Annotated in this window: 18 protein-coding genes; 6 read left to right on the top strand and 12 right to left on the bottom strand. The window is 37.9% G+C overall.

Going from position 1 to position 19,596, the window contains the following annotated elements; all coding sequences use genetic code 11:
* Positions 1–57 precede the first annotated feature (57 nt).
* Positions 58–453, bottom strand: a complete 396-nt coding sequence (locus tag REI64_RS01520; RefSeq protein WP_308848315.1) for a hypothetical protein — start codon at positions 451–453, stop codon at positions 58–60.
* Positions 454–649: 196 nt separating this feature from the next.
* Here REI64_RS01520 and REI64_RS01515 point away from each other — a divergent pair, with 196 nt between their 5' ends.
* Positions 650–1,444 (top strand): MBL fold metallo-hydrolase, encoded by a 795-nt coding sequence (locus REI64_RS01515; protein WP_308848314.1) that lies wholly within the window; start codon positions 650–652, stop codon positions 1,442–1,444.
* On the opposite strand, the gene REI64_RS01510 is transcribed toward REI64_RS01515, so the two are convergent.
* The 8 genes from REI64_RS01510 to REI64_RS01475 form a co-directional block, all read right to left on the bottom strand.
* Positions 1,422–2,459 carry an LD-carboxypeptidase gene (locus tag REI64_RS01510; RefSeq protein ID WP_308848313.1) on the bottom strand — a complete coding sequence of 346 codons (1,038 nt, stop codon included), beginning with the start codon at positions 2,457–2,459 and terminating at the stop codon, positions 1,422–1,424. The two genes, REI64_RS01515 and REI64_RS01510, sit on opposite strands and share 23 nt — an antisense overlap.
* A gap of 203 nt (positions 2,460–2,662) precedes the next feature.
* Positions 2,663–3,223: a pyridoxamine 5'-phosphate oxidase family protein gene (locus tag REI64_RS01505; RefSeq protein ID WP_308848312.1), complete on the bottom strand. Its 561-nt coding sequence runs from the start codon at positions 3,221–3,223 to the stop codon at positions 2,663–2,665.
* A gap of 14 nt (positions 3,224–3,237) precedes the next feature.
* Positions 3,238–3,675 carry a hypothetical protein gene (locus REI64_RS01500; protein WP_308848311.1) on the bottom strand — a complete coding sequence of 146 codons (438 nt, stop codon included), beginning with the start codon at positions 3,673–3,675 and terminating at the stop codon, positions 3,238–3,240.
* Between the two features lie 2 nt (positions 3,676–3,677).
* Positions 3,678–4,049 carry an STAS/SEC14 domain-containing protein gene (locus REI64_RS01495; protein ID WP_308848310.1) on the bottom strand — a complete coding sequence of 124 codons (372 nt, stop codon included), beginning with the start codon at positions 4,047–4,049 and terminating at the stop codon, positions 3,678–3,680.
* 725 nt (positions 4,050–4,774) lie between these two features.
* Entirely contained in the window at positions 4,775–6,619 is a 1,845-nt protein-coding gene (gene topB, locus REI64_RS01490; RefSeq protein ID WP_308848309.1) for a DNA topoisomerase III, read from the bottom strand.
* A gap of 380 nt (positions 6,620–6,999) precedes the next feature.
* Positions 7,000–7,971 (bottom strand): transglutaminase family protein, encoded by a 972-nt coding sequence (locus REI64_RS01485; protein ID WP_308848308.1) that lies wholly within the window; start codon positions 7,969–7,971, stop codon positions 7,000–7,002.
* A 77-nt stretch (positions 7,972–8,048) separates the two neighbouring features.
* Positions 8,049–8,978 (bottom strand): alpha-E domain-containing protein, encoded by a 930-nt coding sequence (locus tag REI64_RS01480; protein ID WP_308848307.1) that lies wholly within the window; start codon positions 8,976–8,978, stop codon positions 8,049–8,051.
* Between the two features lie 158 nt (positions 8,979–9,136).
* Complete coding sequence (locus REI64_RS01475) at positions 9,137–10,582, bottom strand: circularly permuted type 2 ATP-grasp protein (RefSeq protein WP_308848306.1); 1,446 nt, start codon at positions 10,580–10,582, stop codon at positions 9,137–9,139.
* 202 nt (positions 10,583–10,784) lie between these two features.
* On the opposite strand from REI64_RS01475, the gene REI64_RS01470 reads away from it, so the two are divergent.
* Positions 10,785–11,804 (top strand): LacI family DNA-binding transcriptional regulator, encoded by a 1,020-nt coding sequence (locus tag REI64_RS01470; RefSeq protein WP_308848305.1) that lies wholly within the window; start codon positions 10,785–10,787, stop codon positions 11,802–11,804.
* Between the two features lie 182 nt (positions 11,805–11,986).
* Complete coding sequence (gene mnmA, locus REI64_RS01465; RefSeq protein ID WP_308848304.1) at positions 11,987–13,078, top strand: tRNA 2-thiouridine(34) synthase MnmA; 1,092 nt, start codon at positions 11,987–11,989, stop codon at positions 13,076–13,078.
* A 49-nt stretch (positions 13,079–13,127) separates the two neighbouring features.
* Here mnmA and REI64_RS01460 read toward each other — a convergent pair whose 3' ends face one another.
* Positions 13,128–13,574 carry a DUF1572 family protein gene (locus REI64_RS01460; RefSeq protein ID WP_308848303.1) on the bottom strand — a complete coding sequence of 149 codons (447 nt, stop codon included), beginning with the start codon at positions 13,572–13,574 and terminating at the stop codon, positions 13,128–13,130.
* 189 nt (positions 13,575–13,763) lie between these two features.
* Between REI64_RS01460 and REI64_RS01455 the strand changes: the two genes are divergently transcribed.
* Entirely contained in the window at positions 13,764–15,395 is a 1,632-nt protein-coding gene (locus REI64_RS01455; RefSeq protein WP_308848463.1) for an ABC-F family ATP-binding cassette domain-containing protein, read from the top strand.
* Between the two features lie 280 nt (positions 15,396–15,675).
* Here the strand turns inward: REI64_RS01455 and REI64_RS01450 are convergent, their stop codons facing one another.
* Entirely contained in the window at positions 15,676–16,443 is a 768-nt protein-coding gene (locus REI64_RS01450; protein ID WP_308848302.1) for a zinc-dependent peptidase, read from the bottom strand.
* A gap of 84 nt (positions 16,444–16,527) precedes the next feature.
* On the bottom strand, positions 16,528–17,046 hold the full coding sequence (locus tag REI64_RS01445) for a glutathione peroxidase (protein ID WP_308848301.1): 519 nt from the start codon (positions 17,044–17,046) through the stop codon (positions 16,528–16,530).
* Between the two features lie 162 nt (positions 17,047–17,208).
* On the opposite strand from REI64_RS01445, the gene REI64_RS01440 reads away from it, so the two are divergent.
* Together REI64_RS01440 and REI64_RS01435 are read left to right on the top strand one after the other, a co-directional pair.
* On the top strand, positions 17,209–17,853 hold the full coding sequence (locus REI64_RS01440) for a PAS domain S-box protein (RefSeq protein ID WP_308848300.1): 645 nt from the start codon (positions 17,209–17,211) through the stop codon (positions 17,851–17,853).
* 52 nt (positions 17,854–17,905) lie between these two features.
* Complete coding sequence (locus REI64_RS01435; RefSeq protein ID WP_308848299.1) at positions 17,906–18,577, top strand: hypothetical protein; 672 nt, start codon at positions 17,906–17,908, stop codon at positions 18,575–18,577.
* Positions 18,578–19,596: the final 1,019 nt, after the last annotated feature.

Raw genomic sequence — 19,596 nt, 5'->3', positions numbered from 1 at the left:
TTTTGATATTCTTTTTTAGAGTTATTTTTTAACAATTCACATTCTTTCGATGTGTTTTTATTTAATAACGGTTAATAAACAAACGCAATCGGCGTGTGCTGATGCTTGAAAAGAGCGCTCATGATGATAGTTAATTAACTGACCTACTGAAAGATACTCTTCTTTACCGTTAGCTAAAAAACTTATACTGCCTTCTATTACATACAAACTCATTAGCAAATGTTGCTCTTCTATACCAGATTGAATTTTTTCACCATTTTTTAGCGCTACCAATGTCGTGGTGGCATGTTCCGACTTAAAAACAGTTATTGCATTCTTACCATTTTCATGATAAGCTGCTTCACTTTTAATTTCTGTGATATACCTTGGCAGGTCTACAGAAACCAACTGACCATCTAAAGCCCTATGCCCCGATGGTCGCTGCGGCGTGGCGTTATTGTATTTTTCTTCCATGGTTTTTTCTTTTAAAAACAGTAATCAAATGGCTATGTTTTTCCAATTTACGAAATAACCATATTTCAAAAAGAACAAATACAGATAAAGTTAACATGGCTATTCTATATGACCATTAAAAAACATAATATCTACCATATAAATGTTTAAAATTTATTAATCAGAAACGCATTAAAATTCTCGACCTTTGTGATGAATGTCATTATATATTACTTCACTTAATACAGGCAGCAACGGCAATTGTTTCTACGTTGGAAACGATGAAGATGCGGTGCTTATAGATGCAGGTTTAAGCTGCAAAGAAACTGAGGCACGACTCGCTAGACTCGGGCTAAGTATGCAAAAAGTAAAAGCTATTTTCATTAGTCACGAACATTCTGACCATATTAGAGGCTTGCCAGTACTAGCAAAGAAATATCAGTTACCAATTTACATTACTACCAAAACACATATAAGTGGCAAGCAAATGTTACCGCAGCATTTGATTTATGGTTTTTCCGGCACCTCAACCATCAACATCGGAAATTTAGAAGTAACTACCTTTCCAAAATTGCACGATGCAGCCGAACCACACAGCTTTACGGTAACTTATAAAGATATCAAGATTGGTATTTTTACAGATATTGGCGACCACTGCGAGAACTTGATCCATCATTTTAAACAATGCCACGCAGCATTTCTAGAAGCTAATTACTGTGATGAAATGCTACAGAACGGCAACTATCCATATTTCTTAAAGAGAAGAATTAGTGGTGGAAATGGTCACTTGTCTAATAAAAAAGCTTTGGATTTGTTTACCAACCATCGCTCCAATTTCATGAGCCACCTTTTCCTATCTCACTTAAGCAGGGAAAATAATTGTCCAGATTTGGTGCAAAGATTATTTAACGAAGTAGCTAACGGTGTAGAAATCATAGTAGCTTCCCGCTTGCAGGAAACGCCCATTTACCACATTGGTGTAGCGCAAACTAAGCTAGCTCTTGTAGAATAGTACCTTGCTCACCAACCGTTAATTTATGTTTTACGCCACATTTTAAGGCATAGTTAGCTTTTTGGTGCCCAACAGGAAAATCAAAACACACCGGATAACCAAACTCTTTCACCTTATCCATTACAATCTGTTCCAAAGTTCTGCCAAAACCATCATTATCATCATCTTTCTTCACTCTAAAACCACCCACAACTAAACCTTTTAATTTCTTTAGCTTCCCTGCTCGTTTCAGATTATAAAACATTCTATCTATACTATATAGGTATTCACCAACATCCTCCACAAACAAAATTTTGCCATCCGTTTTAATTTCCGATGCACTTCCAGCTAAGTTTTCGATGCAGCGTAAATTACCGCCAATCAATTCTCCTTCTGCCTCCCCAACCCTATTATTGCTTTGATAGGCAGCTTCATATCTCATCAACTCCTCTCCTTTCAAAGCTTTCTCAATAGATTTAATGGTATCAATTTGTATCGGCTCTGCCTTGCTCCAATCAGACGGAAAACTATTGCACATTTTAGAATGAATACTTGCAAAACGATAATTACTATTTAAATGGCAATGCAAAATGGTGATATCACTAAAACCAATTAGCCATTTAGGCGATATTTTAAATATGCTAAAATCCAACTGATCAACAATTCTTACCGCTCCGTAACCGCCACGAGCACACATAATAGCCTTGATACTGGTGTCGTTCAACATTTCTTGCAGATCGGCTAAACGCTCTTGGTCGGTACCGCCAAAAGTAAAATCTCTAGCACCAACCGTTTTGCCTTTTACCACCTTAAATCCCCAACTTTCCATTTGCTGTATGGCGGGTTCAACTTCTTCGTGGGTAATAAATCCCGCCGGACAAGTTATCCCTATCAAATCTCCTGGCTTTAAATACGGCGGTCTTTTATGTTTTGCAGCCGTTTCGGTGGTCAATACGTTAGTGGCGGCATTACTTTTAAAAGCGTATAACATAGCCGAAGCTGGCAATAATGAAGATAGGAATAGTTTACGGTTCATGATATGGCAATTTAGCAATAAGCCCAGAGTATGCAAAACCTTTTAAAATAAGAAGAGCGAAAACATTACGTCTTCGCTCTCTTCAATCCTGCCTGCCCAGTATCTTTCATCGGAGCTATTCGCTTTACTCCGGGCAAACACATAGGTTTGCCGCTACGTGCTCGCTACTATCGGGTCTAGATTTTAATGTCGCTATTTCTTGGCTACACCTCTAATTTCCCCTCCACCGAATCATCCATCGTTTTGCCTGTAATGATAGAAGCCGCCATTTTAATAAACGCTATGGCTTCACCGTGTTTAGTATCCCAATAATAAACATCAGTTGGTTCTACCTTAATTACACTTATTTTATCATCTTCTTTGCCATCTTGAAACCAAACCTTAAGCAGTGGGTTCCAAAGTTCTTCTATTTTCTTTCTGTCTTCAATAATTTCGCTGATACCATATATATTCAAGAAACCAGAATTTTTGTGGTGCTGAAAAAACAAATGCGTAAACGGATCTGCTTCTATTTCTTTATTTTTCGCACTGTCAACTTGGCTCATAAACCAGAGGTTTCCGTTATCATCCACATCTAACACAGACATTGGCCTTACCGAAAGCGGCAAACCCGTTTTAATACTAGTACAGAAAAAACAGTTTTCGGCACCTTTGGCCAATTCCTGTAATTTTTCTACCGCCTCTTTTCCTTCTAAAGATTTAATATGATCTGCGGTATTTTGTGTATTGTTAGAGCTATCTCTACTCATATTTGATTGTTCCATGTTATATTTGATTTTTAAGGTTTTAAAATTGTTTTAAGTGCAAAAGCGGTAACCAAAGCTCCGAAAAGATAGTAGCCAACAGTCATCACTTGTTTTTGTGTAGTTGCAGTTACCGGTGTTGGGTCTAAGCCCAAAGGTTGTGGAAGTTTCAATGCGCCAATGCCCGCACTTAATCCCATTGCAATAGCTTTAGGCCAAATGTATTTTCCGTTGCCACCTATTGCGCTATAATAGGCCGCATTTGCAATAAGATCCAATTCAAGCGTTACCTTGTGCAAATCATCTGGGTTTTGTATTGGCCTACCGTATTGGCTTAATGTTTTATTTACGGCTTCTGCACCAATCAAATTTATCTTTGGTGCATTGCTCATATTTTTTCTTATTACTTCGTGCAGTATGTTTAACGCAACAGAGCCCATTAGGCCTGCAGCCATATTTCTAATCCATCTCATAACTATTCAGATTTTATTTTTAACCAAGAAATTGCTTCGTCTAGTTGGGCGATGGGAAAGCCTTTAAATTCTCCGGGAGCGATGTAACTAAATGCATCTGTAAATTTCTCTACCGCTTTTTCATCGGTAACTACGGCAGCTTTTTCCCATTTGGTGAAGTGCTTTAATCCGGCAATCATATCTTGAAACCAAGCACCTACCGTAAAGTTTTCTACTGGTGTTTCTAGTACAAGTAAATAGTAAATTTCGCCATATTTTTGTGTGAGCACCTCTAATCCAGGCAGCAGCACACTTTTTAGATCTTCCGCCGTGACTTGTCCTGTGGCTCTAATGCCAAATACGTGTGGTGGTGTTTCTCTTATAATGCTTAACATAATTTCGTTTTTTATTAAGCATAACAAGATTTTCAAAAGGAAAGTTTCTCCTATTTATGAATTTAAACCAATATCAAAAACATATCTTTCGACTGTATCCGATTTAAATACATAAAACACTGAGGTGTTTTGGCTAAAGCCATGGATGTGAATATCAAATAAACCGTTTGCTAAAGCCAACGGCAATGAATTACAAATTGTTGCACCGCTTGTTGTAGAAACACTTAGCGTGAAGTGTGATCAAAGAATAGCTCTGATTAATTGTTAGAAGACATGTTTGATACCATCAATTATTAGTAGCCAACAAAGTTAAATACTACCTTTTCCCCATCGGTGTAAACGTTCGTATAAATATCCCGTAGGGATTTACCTATGGTAGCGCAAGCATTTTACAAATCAGAAAGTCCCGTAGGGCAATGTCATTAAGTTAAGCGTTGGCGGGGACGCCAACACTGGAGTATTCTTATGTTGGCGTCCCCGCCAACGTTATAAATAATCCTTAACTTAATGACATGCCCGTAGGGATGACCGTATAATGGATTTGTCTGGTGTAAATATGATTTAAGGTCGCACCGCTGGTGCTGTCTATGCATAATGCACAAATATTACCAAAATACAGCTCCTCTGGAGCCTTCAGTATTAGGTTATGTAAGGCGGTGGTATTCAATTTAGCCCACAATTTAAATCGTGGCTGTATGAATTCTTCAACCATTTTAATATTATACCTAAACAGCAGCAGGAGCAGCTAATTGCTTAGATATAGCAGCGCCATCGGTCAGCAATTCTTGCGTAATGCTACGGGTATAATCAATAATTTCTGCTTTAAAATCTTGCACAGAAGCACCAGAGCGGATTTCCTCCAAACGTTTTTCCCAAGCACCTGTCAATTCTGCTTGTGCAATACGTTTTTCCCTTACAACTTCGTAAACTGCCAAGCCTTTTGTAGTTGGCACTAAATTACGTTTTTCACGAACAATATATTCCCTCGTTAATAAAGTTTCAATAATTGCGGCACGAGTTGCAGGCGTACCTAAACCACTATCTTTCATAGCGTAACGCAATTCTTCGTCTTCTATCTCCTTACCACAAGTTTCTAGCGCTTTTAACAAAGACGCTTCGTTATACATCGCCTTTGGCTTAGTTTGTTTTTCTAACAAAGCTTTATTTACAATTGGTAAAGCCTCACCTTTTTTTACTTTTGGCAAAGCCGGATTGTCTTCATCCTTTTTATCGTCTTCTACATCGTTAAATACAGAACGCCATCCCGCAGAGCGGATCACCGTACCATTGGCAACAAAAGTAATTTCAGACTGAATAGTAATTTTGGTTACTTCTTTCACACATTCTTGATGGAAGGCCTCTAACATTCTGCCTGCTACCAAATCGTAAACGGCCTGATGATCTTTACTTAACGAACCAGGTTTAATTCCTGTAGTTAAAACAGCGTGATGGTCGGTTACTTTCTTGGCATTTACACTTCTTTTGTTTAGGGTCATTTCGCCCAAAGCAACAGCTTGTTTAGCAAAAATTGGATGATCGGTTAAGCTTGCAATTAACGAAGGAACGGTAGCAAAAATATCATCGCCAATGTAACGGCTACCCGTACGTGGGTAAGTCACCAACTTGCTTTCGTACAAGTTTTGCAACAAACCTAAAGTTTGATCTGCCGTAAAACCGTTACGTTTGTTTGCTTCCTGCTGCAAAGAACTTAAATCGTGCAAAAGTGGAGGCGGTTCTTTTCTAGGTTTCGCTTCTACCGCAGTAATATTTCCACCGTTACTAAAGCCCGATGCCACATCTTCTACCTTGGAAAAAACAGCTTCACCTTCTTCCTTCGTATCAAAACTTTCTACAGAAATGGCTTTAAACAGTTGCCCGTCTTTATCTAATTGAATACCAATTTGGAAGTAAATTTTTGGAACGAAGTTTTTGATCTCCAAATAACGAGCACAAATCATTGCCAGTGTAGGCGTTTGCACTCTACCTAACGACAAAACACTTCTATTGCCCGCCGAGATACTTAAAGCTTGTGTTGCATTCATGCCCACTAACCAATCTGAAACAGAACGGCAGTGCGCAGAACTAAATAAAGTATCGTATTCTTCGCCTGGTTTTAAGTTTCTGAAACCGTTTTTAATTGCTTCATCAGTTTGTGAGGAAATCCAAAGTCGTTTGAATGGTTTCTTACACTTAAGATAAGAATAGATGTATCTGAAAATCAATTCACCTTCACGCCCAGCATCCGTAGCTACAATAATTTCGGTGCATTCGTCAAACAGCTTTTGTATAATATCTAGCTGTTTCCTCACCCCGGGATCTTCTACCATACCATCCTTAGTTTTAACTTTACGGATAGAAAGCTTGAATTTCTGTGGCAACATTGGCAAATGCTCTTTACGCCAGCCATAAAAACCATATTCTTGCGGGGGTGCCAATTGCAGCAAATGCCCAAAAGCCCAAGTAAACGAATAGCCTTTGCCTTCTATATAACCATCTTTACGAGTAGTAGCCCCAAAAACTTTGGCTAACTCACGTCCTACAGATGGTTTCTCGGCAATTACTAACTTCATATTCAAACAAAATGGGATTAATCACATAGCGAAATCATAACTTCTCCAACAATACTATCCAAAAAGTCGGTCGTCATTTCGATACGAAACAAAGTGAAGTGAGAAATCTAGCATCCATTTAGCTTTTTGTTAGATTTCTCCTCCTATCGTCGTCGAAATGACGGCAAGAATTACCTTTTGTATTCACTTCAACATACCTCGTCTGTACTTCAAACATCTCCTTTTAGAGAGAGAACCACAGCCTACAAAGTAAATTAAAGTGGGAAGAATTTTAATTCGTCACTTGTAATCTGGCTTTAAATATCTGCAAATTTAAATACTTATGCCCTTTCATTTTATCAACATCCATTTTATTAACTGAATGTTAAGCAGATATAGATTTATTGCTGCTGTTGTTGTTGCTGCATTTCGATAAACTTTTGATAAGAATTGATAACCATAATTGGCTCTTCTACTTCCTTAACATAAGCATCATTAGCTAACACTGGCTCTTCTTCTAACTTGATTTTTTCGTTGGTAATAATTACAGCTACCGCTAGTGTATGTGCCGAAGAACCTTTGTAAGTTCCCTTTACTGGAGTACAATCGTTAAAATTTCTGCCAAACGCAATGCGGATGTGCCTATCGCCTACCAAGCAATTGTTTGTAGGATCAATTCCCATCCAACCGTAATCTGGTATGTAGGCTTCTACCCAAGCGTGTGTTGCACCAATCCCTCTCAATTCGTTTCCGGCAGGGCAGATATAACCGCTTACGTACCGAGATGGTACTTTATACAAACGCAGCATATCGATTAATAAATGTGCGAAATCTTGGCAAACGCCCGCTTTCAGCTCCCAAATTTGGTCAATATCAGTTTCCACATTAGTAACCCCTTTTTGGTAAGTAAGCAAATTATACACATAAGAAGATAGTTGGTTCACCATTTGAAAAACAGTCATATCGCAACTTACCAACTTGTCTATCTCAAGTTTAATCTGTTTTAAGGATTGGGAAGTTCCTGCCTTAATAAAATCTAGAAAATCAATGTGGCTACCCAACGAAGCTATATTTTCCCACTGGTTTTTAGCTGGCCAAAAATCGTTAGGTGGGGGAATATTTTTTGTCACCACCTCTGCTTCTACCACTATAGAAAGATCGGTATGTGGTGGCACTATGGTAAAAACGCCAACTTTATTGCCAAAATAATCGTAGAAACTATCAATAGAAGTAGTAGGTTCTATTTTAATTTCATGGTGAACGATATCCTGATAAGGTGTTGTAGGCGGACTTAAAATAATTTGATTGGCGCTATCCGTAACCGTAGCAGGATAGTTATATTTTGTAACGTGTTTAACGTGATATGTAGGCATGTTTTAATGTTAAATGATAGAAGGATTAAATGATTGAATGACCAGTTTCCCAATAAACTAGTGAACTAATGAACATCTTAGTGAACTAACGAACCAAAATAATACTCGTTAAATACCTGAACAACATTTAGTAGATTGGTTTCTATAGATTGTAAAAGAGCTAGTTGTGCTTCACTATCCGAACCCGGACTATTGTACTTTAAAATTGCCGCAGCTTTACCTATAGAGAATTCTAGCTTATCAAAACTTTCTTCCAAACTTTCGGGTTTTAAGCGCTGTGCATATCTATTTAATTGCCCTATACTATAAACTATAGAATGTGGAAAGTGCATTTCGTATAATACTTGTTTAAAAATCAAGGCTGGATTTACCGTTCCAGAATGCGATTTGAGGTAGTATTCGTAACCAGAAATCGACACCAAGAAATAACGCCAGCTCACAATATCCATACTGTCTTTAATTTCGCCATTGGTTCTAATTATTTGCATATTTAGGGAGCTGATGCTCTGCAGCAAACGTTCTATATACTTACCGGTATTCAGGTAATTAAAACCTTCGCTCCTAAACATAGAGATATCGACTATGCCATAGTAAAGCATGCACTGCTTAATTAATTGGTCTAACATACTTACCGGGTCTCCATGGTTAAGCTGTCGCTGTAAATTTTTATCCCTAATGAAATGATAATAGTCATTTAGGCATTGCCAAAGCTCTTTGGTGATGTGGTCTTGCGCACTGCGGGCATTTTCCCTTGCTCTAAAAATATTGTTTACCACCGAGCTTTCGTTATCTCTATCGAAAAGTATGAAGTTGAGTACCTGATTGGCGCTCATGCTTCTTTCTGCGGGCATACCCTGATTGTGATGTCTAAAAACTTCATCCCACTTTACAAAGGGCACGCCATCTTGCGACGCAATGTAATACGTTCTTAGTATCCTTAACTGAATGTTGGTGCGCTCCATGTAGCGACTCATCCAAAATATATTTTCTGCAACTCTACTGAGCATAATTTTATCCCCAACCCCTAAAGCGGAGTTTAAATTGTTTTTATTGATAGATTGTTTTATTTCTCCCCATCCCGTCAACTAAAGTTGACGGCAATGAATTGAATGTATTGTTTGAACTAAAGACTAATTCCTAACAACTGGCACCTAGTTCCTAACCACTAATCAACTACCCAAGTATCTTTACTGCCACCCCCTTGTGATGAATTTACCACAATGGAACCTTCTTTAAGTGCCACACGTGTTAATCCGCCGGGTACTATCTCTACCCCATCGGGGCCGCTCAAGGCGAAAGGTCTTAAATCTACCCGTCGAGGCTGCAACTTACCATCTATATAACAAGGTGCAGACGAAAGGCTAATGATGGGCTGTGCAATAAACTGTCGTGGCGATTTCTGTATTTCCTCTGCAAACTCCTTCAGCTCTTTTTCATCGGCTGTATTTCCAATCAACATTCCGTAACCACCACTTTCGTTGGTACGTTTTACTACCATATTGTGTAGGTTTTTTAAGGCATGTTCCCGTTCGTCTGTATTTTCCATCCTTAAAGTAGGTACATTTTTAAGGATTGGCTCTTCGTTTAAATAGTATTTGATCATATCGGGCACGTACGCATATACGGCCTTGTCATCGGCTACGCCATTACCCATGGCATTAATAATAGCGACATTCCCCTTTCTGTAGGCATGGTAAATTCCCGGAACGCCTAGCATACTATCTGGCCTAAAAATCAATGGATCTAAAAACTCATCATCAACCCTACGATAAATTACATCTACCCTTTTTAATCCCTTGGTAGTGCGCATATAAACTTTGTGATTATCAACTACCAAATCTCTTCCCTCTACCAATTCTATCCCCATTAAACGAGCTAACGTAGTATGTTCAAAATAAGCAGAATTATAAATGCCCGGCGTTAATAGCACTACTGTTGGCCTACTCGTGTGCCTATTACCCAATGCCAAAAGGTTCTTCATTAATAAATCTGGATAATCACTTACCGGACGAACCTTATTCTCAGGAATTTGATTGGGGAACAAACGATAACTGATACTTCTGTTTTCGAGCATATAACTTACGCCAGAGGGTGTACGCAGGTTATCTTCAAGTACGTAGTAAGAACCGTCGTGATCTCGTATTAAATCTATACCACTAATATGAGTGTAGATATTAAAAGGAACGTCCACGTTCATCATTTCTCGTAAATAATTGGGGCACGAGTAAATTAAGGAAGCCGGAATAATACCATCTTTGATAATAAATTGATGGCTATAAACATCTTTCAAAAAAATATTTAATGCTTTTAGGCGCTGCTTAATTCCATTTTCTATAAATTCCCATTCGGCTGCCTGAATAATACGTGGGTAAATATCAAAAGGAAAGATTTTTTCAATGCCTTCGCCACTACTATAAACTGTAAAAGTAATACCTTGGGTAAGAAAAAGCTTTTTTGCTAATTCGTCTTTAACGGCCATTTCATCAGCATTCACTCCCTGAAAAGCCGACATAAACAAATCATAATGCTTCCTAACCCCATCAACACCCTTCATTTCATCAAAAACACCCGAAATTGTTTGATAATTTTTAAAGTATTCTTCTAAAAACATAAAAATATAAGCAGATTTTAAAAATATTAATACATATATAACAAAAACAACCAACAAAAAATAATAAAAACACAAAAATTTAAATAAAAAAACAATAAAAACTAAAAAATATACAAAAAATAAACACAAAAATCAAATAACACGAAAAACAAAAGAAACTACCTTTTTAAACAATTAACTCTATCTTTATACCTAATTCAAAATGAGCAACATTACCTTACGCGACATATCTAAAGCTTTGAATATTTCGGTTTCTACCGTTTCGAGAGCACTTACCGATAGCCACGAAATTGGAGAAGAGACCAAAAAATTAGTATTGGCCTATGCTAAAGAGCACAACTATGTACCTAACAGAATGGCCCGAAGCCTTAAAGTTGGTAAAACACGTTCTATCGGGGTGGTGATTTGTTCTATCGACAATAATTTTGTGGCGCAAATGCTTGATGGGATTGACCAAATTTGCACCGAGAGTGGTTACCAAATCATCATCATGCAAAGCAAGGAGTCGTATGAACAAGAAAAGGCCTGCATCAATCTATTATATGCTAGCGGTGTAGATGGCATCATGATTTCCCCATCGCTACAAACTACAGATTTTACACACCTGAAAGAATTACAATCGCAGGGCTTTCCTATCGTACTTTTTGACAGAACTACCGAGGAGCTTACGGCACACAAAATTACCGCTAACAATATAAAAGGTGCTTATCAAGCTACTACGCATTTGATCCTATCTGGCTGTACAAGAATTGCACATTTAAACAGCAAATCTACCTTAGCTATTACCCGCGAACGTTTTGAAGGGTACAAACAAGCACTTGTAGAGCATCAAATAGCTTACGAGGAAGATTTAGTGAAGTTTTGCAACACTTCAATCAACGAAAACACAGACGAAAACGTAGCTACGGCCATGGAAGAACTGCTTAAACAAAAACCTCAAGCTATCTTCACTGCTACAGATTTATTAAGCACCAAAGCGCTTGCCTACTTAAACAAACATGGTTACAAAGTACCTGACGACCTATCTTTAATAGGTTTCAGTAATTCAGACTTGGCACCAATCCTTAATCCGCCGCTAAGCACTGTTAGGCAACCTTCACGACAAATTGGCGAACTAGCAGCGCAAACCATCATCAATTTGGTAAAGGGAAAAGACATCGGCCCTGCCGAAACAGTTTTATTAGATACAGAATTGCAGATTAGAAAATCGAGCAGCAGGTAACTTTGTTTGCCACAGATGCACAGATGTTTACTTTTGATAAAATAGCATCGCTTTAGAGTTCATATCATATACATTTTTTTTGGTCTGTGCATCTGTGGCAAGCACTTCTTTTTACATTGTCACGACCTCAGCTATCTACACTATTAAACTAATTCCGTAATTTTGCAACCTTATTTACAACAATGAGCAAACACGGTAGAATTTTAGTAGCCATGAGTGGCGGGGTAGATAGTTCTGTAGCATCGGTGATGTTGCACGAGCAGGGGTACGAAGTAATTGGCCTAACCATGAAAACTTGGGATTACGCCACATCGGGCACTAACAGCAAGGAAACCGGATGTTGTAGCTTAGACAGCATCAACGATGCCCGTACATTGGCTGTAAATTATGGCTTCCCCCACTACATTTTAGATATTAGAAATGAGTTTGGTGATTTCGTTATCGACAATTTTGTGGATGAATACCTAGCGGGAAGAACGCCAAACCCTTGCGTACTTTGCAATACCTATATCAAATGGGAAGCTTTGTTAAAACGTGCCGACAAATTAGATTGTGAGTTTATTGCAACTGGACATTATGCCAACATTCGCCAACAAGACAGCGGGCGCTATGTAATTTCTAAAGGAAAAGACGAAAACAAGGACCAATCTTATGTTTTATGGGGCGTTTCGCAAGAAAATTTAGCAAGAACTAAGTTCCCCTTGGGTAGTTTTACCAAAGCTGAAATTAGGCAAATGGCTTTAGATATGGGGCAGGAAGAATTGGCAAAGAAAAGCGAAAGCTATGAAATCTGCTTTGTTCCAGACAACGATTATCGTGCTTTCTTGAAACACAAAGTGGAAGATTTGGAAGAGCGTGTAGCTGGCGGCAACTTCGTAAACAGCCAAGGAATGGTGATTGGACAGCACAAAGGCTATCCTTTTTACACCATCGGTCAGCGTAAAGGTTTAGGCGTGGCGTTTGGTGAGCCAATGTTTGTAACCCAAATTTTGCCAGAAAGCAATACAGTAGTTTTAGGCAGGGCCGATGAATTGGAACGTCGTGAAGCCATGGTTAAAAACGTAAATCTGATTAAATACGCTAATATTAACGAACCTTTAGATAACGTAGTTACCAAAATTCGTTACAAAGACGCAGGCACCTTAAGCACCATTGTACAAGAAAAAGAAAATATGCGTGTGGTTTTTGACCATGCTGTTTCAGCTATTGCTCCTGGTCAGTCGGCGGTTTTTTACGAAGGCAACGATTTATTGGGCGGCGGATTTTTGATGTAGTTTGTTGGTTAATTGGTTAACTGTTTAATCCGTTAACTGCTACTCAAAATCATCCCTCAATCATTCTTCTGTGGTAATTAATCTGCCCTAAATGGTAGTTTAAATGACCAAATAAATGCACTAGAAAAAATTCAGTTGTAGTTTCAGCATCTAAAACTACCAAAGGGTATTTATTGCTTAGGTCTTCTGCTGTTAAATTTGTCAACGATTTTTTAACAACATTCAAAGTGTTTTTAACCTGCGCTATCAAGTTTGTTCTTGGTACATCTTTCTGCGAAAATTCTAATTCCCTATTTCTTACATAGTCGGTTTTGCCTATTTCTTTACCAATATAAGTGTTCAAATTTCCAATAAGGTGAAGCACTAAGTTGCCAGCCGAATTAGCAATACCATTTTCTACCTTCCATATATTCATCTCGCTTTTGTAAAGCTCCAACTCTTGAACTACCTTAGTTAAGTCCCTTTCAAAAAGTTCAATTAATGTATTATTAAGCATGGAATTTAAATTTGTATAGAAAAGCAAGTTAATGGAAAGATCTTGAATTTGCAAGAAGCCCAATAAATAACCATTATTGATAACGAAAACCACTTTGCAACTAATTATACGGAGCTTACAGATTCACTAATGAACCACCGGCAATTAACAAACTATTCTATATCTTTGCCGCTCATAAAAAACAAGACATTGATCGACGTAAATAATATCTCCGTATCATTTGGTGGTACTACGCTTTTTAGTGATGTATCTTTTTCTATCAACGAAAATGACAAAATAGCCCTTATGGGCAAAAATGGGGCTGGAAAATCTACCCTATTAAAAATTATTGCAGGTGCTGGTAAAGCAACTTCAGGCCACATTTCAGGCCCTAAAGATGCCGTTATTGCTTACTTGCCACAACACTTACTTACACAAGATAACGTTACGGTATTCGAAGAAACTTCTAAGGCTTTTAGCCAGGTTTACGAAATGCGTGACGAACTCGAAAACCTTAACGAACAACTAAATACCCGTACCGACTACGACAGTGATGATTACATGAAGCTGATTGAAAGGGTATCGGAATTGAGCGAAAAATTCTATTCTATAGAGGAAGTTAACTACGATGCAGAAGTAGAAAAGGTATTGAAAGGTTTAGGCTTTTTGCGTAGCGATTTTACCCGTCAAACTTCAGAATTTTCTGGCGGATGGCGTATGCGTATAGAACTGGCGAAGATTTTATTGAAGAAACCAGACCTTATCCTACTAGATGAGCCTACTAACCATATGGATATTGAAAGTATCGAATGGCTTGAAGATTTCTTGATTAACTCGGCAAAAGCGGTAATTGTTATCTCTCACGACCGTGCCTTTGTAGACAACATCACCAACCGTACCATTGAAGTAACCATGGGACGTATTTACGATTACAAAGCAAAATACACCCATTATTTGCAGTTGCGTAAAGAACGTCGCGAACATCAAATAAAAGCTTACGAAGAGCAACAACGTTTCATTGCAGATAATCAGGAATTTATCGATCGTTTTAAAGGCACCTACTCTAAAACTTTGCAGGTACAATCGAGGGTGAAAATGTTGGAAAAATTGGAAGTTATTGAGATTGATGAGGTTGATAATTCTGCACTACGTTTAAGGTTTCCTCCTTCGCCACGTTCGGGCAGCTACCCGGTAATGGTGGAAGAATTGACCAAAGCTTACGGTGATCATGTGGTTTTCCAAAAAGCAAACATGGTGATAGAGCGTGGGCAGAAAGTTGCTTTCGTAGGTAAAAATGGTGAAGGTAAATCTACCATGATTAAAGCCATAATGGGCGAAATTGATTTTGATGGCGAACTGAAAGTTGGCCACAATGTGAAAATTGGCTACTTCGCTCAAAATCAGGCAGCTCTTTTAGATGGAGAATTAACGGTTTTTGATACCATTGACCAAATTGCCGTTGGCGATGTACGTGTAAAAATTAAGGATTTGCTGGGCGCATTTATGTTTAGCGGCGATGATACTACCAAAAAAGTGAAAGTGTTATCAGGCGGTGAAAAAACACGTTTGGCAATGATTAAGCTTTTGTTAGAACCTGTAAATGTGCTGATTCTAGATGAGCCTACCAACCACTTAGATATGAAAACTAAGGATATCATTAAAGATGCACTGAAAGATTTCGACGGCACTTTAATCTTGGTATCCCACGATAGAGATTTCTTAGATGGATTAGCAGAGAAAGTATTTGAATTTGGCAATAAACGTGTCCGAGAACACTTTGAAGACATTAAAGGTTTCTTGGCGCACAAGAAGATGGACAGCTTAAAGGAGATTGAGAAATAGTTCAGTTAGCAGTTTTTAGTTAGCAGCGACCATTAATAACCGTTAATCGGCCTCCTATTTTTTCGGATAGCAGTAATTTGCCTTTACAGTTCTATTGTAGAAAAAATAGGCAGCCTAGATTTTTGCTTCTTTTCATCAATGGAAAAGAAGACCTATTGAATTAACAGCACTATTGTACGTTAAAACACCTTAAATCAAAACTTGCTTTTATTCTTAAACTGCGAACATCACACGAGGCTAAAACACCTTTTCTAAGTCTTTTCCGAAGACAAGATTAGCCTTACAACTGCTGCCCAAAAATCTTACTCAAACTATCATACAAAGCTGGATGCTTATCCTTCATGCGCTCAGGGTTTTCAAAGAAATACTCTGAAGTAACGGCAAAAAACTCAGCTTCATTGGTCATAGCATAAGGGTTAATGTCCGATTTGTTGTCTTCAATCTTCTGGATCTCCTTATGCATCATCTTCACCCACGGAATGGTATAGTCATGCTTCATAAAATACTGAGGAACACCATCTGTAGCCCCGTCAGATTTATCTAGCAAATGAACAAACTCATGGATACCGGTATTTTCACTACCAGCACTTTTAGAGAACCCATGTCTTAAAGCCGATTGTGATAAAATCATTTGCCCATTCATATAGCCATCACCAACCATGCCCATAATATTTCTATCCCCTTCGGCAAATTGGAAATCTTTATTAAACGTATCAGGATAAAGTACTACAGTTCCTAAGTTTCGATATTCCCAGTCCTTAAAACCAAGAATTGGTATTACAGCACTTGCTCCTACCAAAATTCTATCCAGAGGAGAAACTTCAACACCAATACCTTCAATTTTCGTTCTTCCTAAAAAGTGAACTAGTTTTTCTTCAAAGATGGATTTCTTTTCGGCATTAAGTTCAGCGTAAAATTCTACGTGATTTAGTAGCAAATCTTTATCAGTATTACTTAATTTAGCTACAACAACTTTCTTTTTCCGAAAAATAAAGTAGAGTGCCAAAGCAAAGAAAACCAGAAGTATGAAATAAGGATACAAATTCATATAAGCTTACAAAAAAAGGAACGATGAAAACCGTTAAAATTTAACAGATTCCTCGTTCCTCGGAATGACAAAACAACAATATGGCTAAAAATTCTTTACAATCTGCTCATCTAAAGGTTTTACAGCAGAGCGGTAACGATGTACCAATTGACCTTTTTCATTGATCAAGAATTTTTCAAAATTCCATTTAATATCGCCTGTAAAATCTGGATTTGCTTGTGAGGTAAGATATTGGAACAATGGTGTAATTGCTTCACCTTTTACATCGCTTTTCTCAGCAATTAAAAAAGTAGTTGCAAATTTACTAGAGCAAAACTCTTTGATTTCTGCATTAGAACCTAACTCCTGTCCGCCAAAATTTGCAGATGGAAAACCGATAAGCACTACATCCTTGCCATATTGTTTGTGCAGCTTTTCTAAATCTTCATACTGTTTGGTGTATCCGCATTTAGAAGCAGTATTTACAATTAAAATCTTCTTCCCTTTAAATTTCGACAGTTTTACCTCTTTACCATCTAGTGTTTTGAACGAAAAACCATAAACATCTTTTGGTGGATTTGGAGCTACAAACAAGCCGAATAATATTAATAATGTACTGATCATGATAATTAATTTATTTGATAACGAATATACAAAGAAAACGTTTTACTCAATTTAATGCGTCAATCTAAAAATCATCCATTTATCATTTTACGGACACAACTTGCAGCTCTAACAAATAAATGAGTTCATTTTTTATAGTTTAGCAGCTTCTCAATCAAATGTATGAACTTAACGAACTCAAATTTTTCTGACTTAAGACTGCTAATTAATCACGAGAGTGAAAAAGCAGATCATAATGTAATCTATTCCCTTACCAACCAAAAAGGCATCATTTTATATGCGAACGATAAATTCTGTGAAGTTTCAGGCTATACCAAAGAAGAATTAGTTGGCGCTAACCACAACATTGTTAACTCGGGTTTACATTCAAAAGATTTCTTTAAAAAGATGTGGCTTACCGTGGGGAAAGGCAATATTTGGCAAGGAGAAATTAGAAACAAGAAGAAAAATGGGGATTTCTATTGGGTAGATACTGTCATATTCCCAGTTTATGAACATCAGCAAAAACAGAAGCAGTATTTCTCTATTAGAACCTTGATTGATGACAAGAAAGAAGCCGAGCATAAAAAGCTACAGCGAATAGAAGAACTCCAATCACTTCTTTTCGAGGTTTCGCACGGGCTTAGGCAGCCAGTTACGCAGTTAATGGGCATGACAGAACTCTTATCGCAAACGTCCGAATCGTTAAATAGCATTGCCCAAATTGTTGAGTATATGAAAACATCAACCACCATGCTAGATAACTATACCAGAGAACTTACACAGCACATTGAACATATCGCTAAAAAAGAAAATACAGCAAAATAAATAGCCACGTATCTTGGTTTACCATATCAATCATTTTCCTATATTTGAGATTATGAAATCTCGTTTCTATCTACTTATTTCACTAAGTTGTCTAGGTCTATTAGGATGTAACAAATCTGAAAATGCACCTAAACCTGATATGGCGCTGAACTATTTCCCGTTAAAGGAAACCCACGTGGTAATATATAATGTAGATTCTACCGTTTACAACAACTTTAATAATACCATTACCAATTACCTCTTTCAGTTAAAAGATACAGTTACTAATAAGTTTACAGATGTTCAGGGTAATGAAACCTACAGAATTGAACGTTATAAGAAAACAGCTACGCAAGACTGGTTTTTCCAAAAAGTGATTACCAAAAAGATCATCAATAACAGAGCAGAAGAATTTATCGATAACAAAAGATATGTAAGACTAGTGTTCCCTCCTACCTTACAGTCTACCTGGAATGGCAATGTATATAATGATCTGGGAGAATGGCGCCACGAAGTAAAGGATCTTGATGTACCATTAACAATCGGTACTCACCAACTCGATTCTACTATTTCTATCCATCAGTACAACGAAGTAAACCTGATTAGGGAAGATATTTACGATGAAACTTATGCCAAAAACATTGGTTTGGTAGTTAAGGAGGTAAAAGCAGTAGATAAAAATATCAGTACTGGCGTAATCACCAAAGGGTTTAAGTATAAAATGCAACTAGATAGCTGGAAGTAATTTTTCAGTTGGCAGTAAATACTTAGTTGCACTGTAAATGAAAAAATAATTGATGTCTTGGAAAAGCTTTGTAGTACTGCTATGTAAGTGTAGTCCCGCCACAAAGCTCATACGCCTGCAGGCCTTAGCCACCGGGCCGGTATCCGCTAGTGTCGGGTTTAGTATGCAGGTGCCGTGCACAAGTTTAAGTTAGCTAAACCCGGTAGCAGCGGCATCTCCCGATAGCTATCCTATCGTTTGGACACATCTCATTCCCTCCCGAACACTCGTAATTAAATATCAGCAAATCCCGTAGAGCCTGCTCCGACATTTCGGAGGATGAACTTATGGTAGAAGATGGTAAAACATGGGCAAGTCACTTCGGACAATGTAATTAAATTAAGCGTTGGCGGGGACGCCAACACTGGAGTATTCTTATGTTGGCGTCCCCGCCAACGTTATAAATAATCCTTAACTTAATGACATTGCCCCATCGGGGTCGAACGGCTAAAATAATGCTTTTCTATAAATATTAGACCCCCGCTGGGGTCTGCTACACACTTAACTTAATGACATTGCCCGTCGGGACGACCATTTGGTTGATTTAGATCTAAAGGTCGCACCTACGGCGCTTTGCCGATATACTGCATAAGTTTACCAAATGTGAGCTCCCACGGAGCTATTTGCGAATTATAGTAGAAATTGCGATTAAATACTACGAATGTTCGGAAGATCTAAGATGATTGGATAGATTGCTTCCCGCTTATCCTTACGCTTCAGTTCGTATTCGTATGACGCACGTATTTTCGTCATTGCTACGATGTGTCCACACGATAGGATTTATCGGGAATATAGCGGATAACAGGACAACCGTTTCCCACGAGCGCTAACATTTGATTTTCTTATTTCAGTTTCGCTTTTCAATTGTGCCTAAAATTTTGCGGCAACCAAGTTTTATTGACTAATTTAAACACCTTACCAATAACGTAACAATTCAGCAATTTAACAGTATAATGGTAGTTGCTCGCTAACCTGCCTTT

Source organism: Pedobacter sp., from assembly GCF_031119335.1.
Taxonomy (GTDB): Bacteria; Bacteroidota; Bacteroidia; order Sphingobacteriales; family Sphingobacteriaceae; genus Pedobacter.
The sequence above is the reverse complement of the archived record's forward strand: the minus strand, read 5'-3'. Positions and strand labels throughout refer to the sequence as shown.

Excerpts from the sequence above, each read along its gene's own strand:
- REI64_RS01480 (WP_308848307.1), bottom strand. The coding sequence starts at position 8,978 with ATGCTCAGTAGAGTTGCAGAAAATATATTTTGGATGAGTCGCTACATG.
- REI64_RS01520 (WP_308848315.1), bottom strand. The coding sequence starts at position 453 with ATGGAAGAAAAATACAATAACGCCACGCCGCAGCGACCATCGGGGCAT.
- REI64_RS01440 (WP_308848300.1), top strand. The coding sequence starts at position 17,209 with ATGAACTTAACGAACTCAAATTTTTCTGACTTAAGACTGCTAATTAAT.
- mnmA (WP_308848304.1), top strand. The coding sequence starts at position 11,987 with ATGAGCAAACACGGTAGAATTTTAGTAGCCATGAGTGGCGGGGTAGAT.
- REI64_RS01515 (WP_308848314.1), top strand. The coding sequence starts at position 650 with ATGTCATTATATATTACTTCACTTAATACAGGCAGCAACGGCAATTGT.
- REI64_RS01470 (WP_308848305.1), top strand. The coding sequence starts at position 10,785 with ATGAGCAACATTACCTTACGCGACATATCTAAAGCTTTGAATATTTCG.
- REI64_RS01435 (WP_308848299.1), top strand. The coding sequence starts at position 17,906 with ATGAAATCTCGTTTCTATCTACTTATTTCACTAAGTTGTCTAGGTCTA.
- REI64_RS01460 (WP_308848303.1), bottom strand. The coding sequence starts at position 13,574 with ATGCTTAATAATACATTAATTGAACTTTTTGAAAGGGACTTAACTAAG.
- REI64_RS01505 (WP_308848312.1), bottom strand. The coding sequence starts at position 3,223 with ATGGAACAATCAAATATGAGTAGAGATAGCTCTAACAATACACAAAAT.
- REI64_RS01500 (WP_308848311.1), bottom strand. The coding sequence starts at position 3,675 with ATGAGATGGATTAGAAATATGGCTGCAGGCCTAATGGGCTCTGTTGCG.
- REI64_RS01450 (WP_308848302.1), bottom strand. The coding sequence starts at position 16,443 with ATGAATTTGTATCCTTATTTCATACTTCTGGTTTTCTTTGCTTTGGCA.
- topB (WP_308848309.1), bottom strand. The coding sequence starts at position 6,619 with ATGAAGTTAGTAATTGCCGAGAAACCATCTGTAGGACGTGAGTTAGCC.
- REI64_RS01475 (WP_308848306.1), bottom strand. The coding sequence starts at position 10,582 with ATGTTTTTAGAAGAATACTTTAAAAATTATCAAACAATTTCGGGTGTT.
- REI64_RS01510 (WP_308848313.1), bottom strand. The coding sequence starts at position 2,459 with ATGAACCGTAAACTATTCCTATCTTCATTATTGCCAGCTTCGGCTATG.
- REI64_RS01445 (WP_308848301.1), bottom strand. The coding sequence starts at position 17,046 with ATGATCAGTACATTATTAATATTATTCGGCTTGTTTGTAGCTCCAAAT.
- REI64_RS01495 (WP_308848310.1), bottom strand. The coding sequence starts at position 4,049 with ATGTTAAGCATTATAAGAGAAACACCACCACACGTATTTGGCATTAGA.
- REI64_RS01485 (WP_308848308.1), bottom strand. The coding sequence starts at position 7,971 with ATGCCTACATATCACGTTAAACACGTTACAAAATATAACTATCCTGCT.